The sequence below is a fragment of the Streptomyces spongiae genome (genome assembly GCF_009377185.1).
In the GTDB taxonomy this organism is placed as follows: Bacteria; Actinomycetota; Actinomycetes; order Streptomycetales; family Streptomycetaceae; genus Streptomyces; species Streptomyces spongiae.
In genome coordinates this window covers 1-5,361 of record NZ_VJZC01000650.1, presented here as the reverse complement: position 1 = coordinate 5,361, position 5,361 = coordinate 1, and the positions used below count along the sequence as shown (strand labels likewise).

Genomic DNA, 5,361 nt, shown 5'->3' with positions numbered 1-5,361 from the left:
GGCCTGGGCGGGTGCCGGGGCTTGGGCGGGTGCGGCCTGCGCCGGCTGCGCGTACGGGTTCCCCGGGTACGGCACACCCGGCTGCGGCGGTTGCAGTCCGAAACTCGTCGGTTCGTCGGGCCCGTAAGGGGATCCCCCGTTGCTGCTCATGCGTCCATCTCTATCGCGGCAAGCGCTTCGTCAGCCACCCCCGTCGCTTTCCAGTCACAGACCCGTGACGAAGGTGTCCACCGCCACGTCGAAGTACTCCTTCGCCTCGCTGACCTTCCCGACCGGCGCCGACACCCACACGTCGTACAGCCTCCCGTCCTGCTCCCAGCACAGGTCGTACGTGTGCCGCGGCCCCTGCGCCGCGCTGAACCCGTCCCAGGTCACCTTCTCGGCCGTGATGCGACCGAGCTTTGGGCTCAGTCCTTCACGCCTCGTCGTGCTCCCGACTGCCCCCTACGACAGGACGGTCACGGGTCGCATCCACCACGTGACGGCCAGACCGCCATGCGGTGCGGGACCGGTGACAAGACCCCACGCCAGGAGAGTCCTGGCGACGTCGATCCGGTCTACACCACGTACAACCGTCTCCCCGGCCAAGCCGGTTCGTGCCTTCAAGGGCTCACGGAACGATCGCATCATGCTACCAGGACGTCACGGTGAGTAGGGCCCCGGCGACGGCGTGGTGGTGTCCGTGGGCGTGGTGGTGTCCGTGGGCGAGGTCGTGTCCGTAGGCGAGGTCGTGTCCGTAGGCGAGGTCGTGTCCGTAGGCGAGGTCGTGTCCGTAGGCGAGGTCGTGTCCGTAGGCGTCGGCGAAGGTGTGCTCGCCGTCGAGCTCCCCGGCGTGCTCGGCGCCGAACTCGTCGGCGTACCGATCCCGTTGCCGCCCTCCCTCATGAGCAGGGCCGCCGCCGAGACCCCGGCGCCCGCCATCGCGGCCACCAGCGCGGCAGCGACCAGCACGCCCCGCGTGGGGTGCCGCAGGGGGCGCTCGGCCGCCCTGCCGGGTGCGCCGACGGCGGACAGCCGCGAGGGGTCCTGGGCGTCCTGCGGGGTGGCGGACACTTGGGCATCCCGCGTGTGGTCCGAGTGTGCGGAGGGCCGGGGTCCGTCCCGTCGCGTCGGCGTGTACCCCGCCGACACCGGGGGCGTACGGCCCGTCTCCCGGAACGCCCGCAGCAGCCGCTCTGCCTCCAGGGCGTCCAGCCGCCGGTCCGGGTCCCGTTCCAGCAGTCCGCGGATGACCGGCAGGAGCGGCGCGGCCTGCGCGGGCGGACGAATCTCGTCGGTGACGACCGCGTGCAGGATCCCGCCCAGCGAGTCGCGCCGGAACGGCGACTCACCGCTCAGCACGGCGCACAGCAACGCCCCCAGCGACCACAGGTCCGACTCCGGCCCGGTCCTGGCCCCGGACATCCGCTCGGGCGCGGTGTACTCGGGCGAGCCGACGAACGACCCGGTCTCGGTGAGCGTCGTCGCGCCCGAGACCTGGGCGATGCCGAAGTCGGTGAGGACCACGCGGTCGGTGCCCGCCTCCACCAGGACGTTCGCGGGCTTGAGGTCGCGGTGCAGGACCCCGGCGTCATGGGCGCGCCGCAGCGCACCGAGCAGGTCGATGCCGATCCGGGCGGCCTCGCGCGCCTCCACCGGCCCGCCGGCCGCGACCCGCTCCGTGAGCGAGCCCCCGTCGATCAGCTCCATGACGAGGTACGGGCGTTCGTCGTGCTCGACGACATCGTGGACGACGATGATGTGGGGGTGGCTGAGCTGCGCCACCGCACGGGCCTCACGCAGGGTGCGCTCGCGCTGCCGCCGGGTCTCCTCCTCGTCGAGGGAGGGGTCGAGGATGAGTTCCTTGACCGCCACCTGCCGGCCGAGGAGCTGGTCGGTCGCCCGCCAGACGACACCCATGCCGCCCCGGCCGATCCTCGCCTCCAGGCGGTAACGGTCCGCTATGACACGGAAGTTGTCCCCCTCGGTCCCCATGCGCCCCATCATGCCGCACGCGGACGGAGCCCTTCCGGGGTCGTGCGCCGGGGTGGCCGACAAGCGACGTACCCACGGCGCGCGGACGGCGGGCGTCCCGACACGGCGGACGCGCGGTGGACGGGCGGCGGACGGGCGGTGGGCGGGTGGCGTCCGTGACCGTGCGCGGGCTACTGCCCGGCCGGACGCCAGCCGCGCAGTATCGTGTCGAACTGCTTGCGCGCGGTGGCCCAGTCCTCCGCCGGGGCGGACATGTAGATGGCGTACTCGACGCCGTCACGGGCGATGTACGTCTCCTCGATGGCGCGACGCGGCCCGGGGAACGGCGTGTCCTTGGCCAGCGCCGTCCACGTGTACTCCCACAGGGAACCCCTGCGGTCGCGGTAGGTGTTGACCTCCATGGTCACCCGCTCGTAGTCGACCAGCCGCTGCGAGATCTGCTCTTCCAGGTCGATCTGGTGCAGCTTCGGGTCGTCGAAGTCGGGTGAGTCGTCGACGGCGATGCGGATGAAGTGCTCGCCGCCGTCGGGGGTGTAGTCGGTCTGGTTGGCGTCGAAGACCTGGCGCTTCCACGTCTTGTCCGGAAGGGGGAGGCTGAATCCCGCGGGGTCGGTGCGGCGCACCCAGCCGTCGGGGAGGGTGCCGTCCGCGTCGTCCTTGGGGCTCTGTGACGCGCTGGGGCTGGAACTCGGCGTGGCGGACGCCCCGTTCCGCGACTGCTCGTCCCACTTCTGGAGAACGACCGCGGTGCCTCCGCCGATGAGGGCGGCCAGGGCCACGACCAGGACGAAGGTACGGCCGCGCCTGCGCTTCCCGTTCCCGGGCGGGGGTGGAGTGCCGGTGGCGGTGCCGGTGCCGGTGCCGGTGGCCATCGGGGGCTGGGACAGGCTGTAGTGACCTGACACGGGGGTGTCGGCACCGTAGGAGTGACCTGGGGCTGTGTGGCCTGGAGCTGTGTGGCCTGGAGCTATGTGCCCTGGAGCCGTGTGCCCTGGAGCCGTGTGCCCGTTCGTCCCGTAGGGGGTGGCTCCGTGGTGCGTGGCTCCATGGCGGGTGGCCACATGATGGGTGGTCGGCACGTACGCCTGTGCCCCGAGCGGCCAACGCCCCTCCGCCGCCTCGGCGAGCATCTGCTCCGTCTCCGCCATGCCGGGCCGCTCGGCGGGATCCTTGCGCAGCAGTGCCGTGATCACGGGCCCGAGCGGACCCGCGTGGGCCGGCTCGGCGGGGTCCTCGTCGACCACGGCCTGCATGGTGGTGAGCGGAGTGGTGCGGCGGAACGGCGACTTGCCCTCCACCGCCGTGTAGAGCGTGGCGCCCAGCGCCCACAGGTCGGAGGCGCGTCCGGGGTCCTGGCCGCGGACCCGCTCGGGCGCGATGTAGTCGACCGAGCCGACGATCTCCCCGGTCTTCGTGATGGTCGTGTCGCCCTCGACCTGGGCGATCCCGAAGTCGGTGAGCAGGACCCGCCCGTCCTCGGCGAGGAGCACGTTCCCCGGCTTCACATCGCGGTGCAGCACCCCGGCGTCGTGGGCGGCGCTGAGCGCGCGCAGCACCCACAGCCCGATCCGGGCCGCCTCCTGCGAGTCGACACGTTCGCGCTCCTTGACCGCGTCGGCGAGCGAGGCGCCCTCGACCAGCTCCATCACGATCCAGGGCCGGTTGTCGTGGTCCAGCACGTCGTGCACCGTGACGACGGCCGAGTGGTTGATCCGCGCGGCGGCCCGCGCCTCGGCGTCGGTCCGCGCGAAGAGTCTGCCCCGCTCACTGTCCGTGACGTAGAGGGCCGCCGTCAGCTCCTTGACCGCGACAGCCCGGTGCAACACCTCGTCACGCGCACGCCACACGCGGCCCATGCCGCCGCTGCCGATCGTGTCGACGAGCCGGTAGCGGCCCGCGAGGAGCAGGCCCTGCATCTGATTCACGTTGCCCCGCAATGGTCTTGACAACATCAGAGTAGAGAGGGGCTCCCGTGCAGGGAAAGGGCGGGGTGACACAGATACCGCTCTGTGACGGTTCTCGCTTGTCGTGACGGACGGGAACCGTTCCGTCGAACGATTCCGTCAGCTCGGGCCGTCACGCGCGGTCCGTCACGCTCAGTTGGTCACCCGGTACGTCGCCGACGCCTGCTCGTACAGCCGTGTCACCTCGTCGCGTTCGGCCTCCGGGCCGCGCAACTGCACCACGTGGTACCGGCCGTCGACGAGGATCGCGAGGTTCCGTACGAAGATCTCGCGCCCCGTGGAGTCCTGCCAGGTGAACTGCCCCTCGGCCATGCGCCGCCCGCCGACCTCGATGAGCCGCATCCCGCTGGAGGTGGCCCAGGTCGAGTCGCGGAACGGCTGGAGCTCCCGCTCGTCCTCCCGCTGGTACGCCAGCGGATCGCTGCCGAACGTGCTCGTGCTGTCGCGGCCGGGGACGACGATGAGCTGGAAGTTGCCCTGCGCGTACACGACCTGGCCGCGCCCGTTCTTGGGCGTGCGGTCCCAGCCGCGCGCGACGGCGACCTGGAAGCCCTCGGCGTCCTTGCGCAGGGTGAATCCCTGGGCGACGTCCGGGGCGTTGCTCTGCTCCTTGTCCGAACCGGACGAGTCAGGCGCTCCGGACGGGCTCTTGTCCCCGTCGGAGGGCGAGGTCTGGTCGGGCCGTGGCTCGCTGCTGGCCTCGGGAGCGGAGCTGACGTTCCCGGCGGCGCCCGTCCGGCCGGTGTCGGGGCTGTTGCCCGTGCTGGTGTTGTCGCTCGGACCGGCCTTGGGCATGAACACCATGGCGTACGCGATCGCCGCGGCCAGCGCGAGCAGTATCACCAGGAGGAGGTTCCGCCCGAGCCTGCGGGGCTTGGGCGGCCCGGACGGCCGTTCCCGCTTGGCGCGCCGGTGGCGGGCACTGGTAGCGGGCAGTCCCGCGCGGCGCCTGCGGACGAGCTCGCCCCGGCGCCGTACGATCGGCAGCCGTTTCGGGTCGGCGGGTGGTACCGCTATCACGTGCGCGCCGGCCTCGGGCTCCGGCGCCGACCGCACGAGCGAGCGCAGCCAGCCGCGCAGTTCCTCGTAGTCCAGCCGCTCGGTGGGGTCCTGACGCAACAGCGACTCGACGACCGGCCGCAGCGGCCCGCACTCCTCCGCGAACGCGGGCGGCTCCGAGCACACCATCTGCACCAGCTCGGCGGTGTTCTCCTCCGGGTAGGGCGCGTGCCCCTGCACGGCCCGGAACAGCAGCGCCCCGAGCGCCCACAGGTCGGTCGAGGGCCCGATCGGCGCCGCCAACTGCCAGTTCTCGTGCACCGGCCCGGCCTGCTCCGGCGCCCACCGCTCGGTGACGGGACCCACGACCGCCATCCGCGCCTGCCGGGCACGCTCGGCGGCCAACGCGGTGGCGGGCCCACGC

Annotated in this window: 1 protein-coding gene and 2 pseudogenes; all 3 read right to left on the bottom strand. The window is 72.3% G+C overall.

Translation table 11 applies throughout. The features are described 5' to 3' along the window. Positions 1–204 precede the first annotated feature (204 nt). Positions 205–1,974 (bottom strand): annotated as a pseudogene (locus tag FNH08_RS43745) (serine/threonine-protein kinase). A 170-nt stretch (positions 1,975–2,144) separates the two neighbouring features. Further along, positions 2,145–3,890: a serine/threonine-protein kinase gene (locus tag FNH08_RS43740; RefSeq protein ID WP_152777069.1), complete on the bottom strand. Its 1,746-nt coding sequence runs from the start codon at positions 3,888–3,890 to the stop codon at positions 2,145–2,147. 180 nt (positions 3,891–4,070) lie between these two features. Next, positions 4,071–5,361 (bottom strand): annotated as a pseudogene (locus FNH08_RS43735) (hypothetical protein); the annotation flags it as partial.

Bases quoted from the DNA above. Each gene is read 5' to 3' on its own strand.
- FNH08_RS43740 (WP_152777069.1), bottom strand. From the start codon at position 3,890: ATGCAGGGCCTGCTCCTCGCGGGCCGCTACCGGCTCGTCGACACGATC.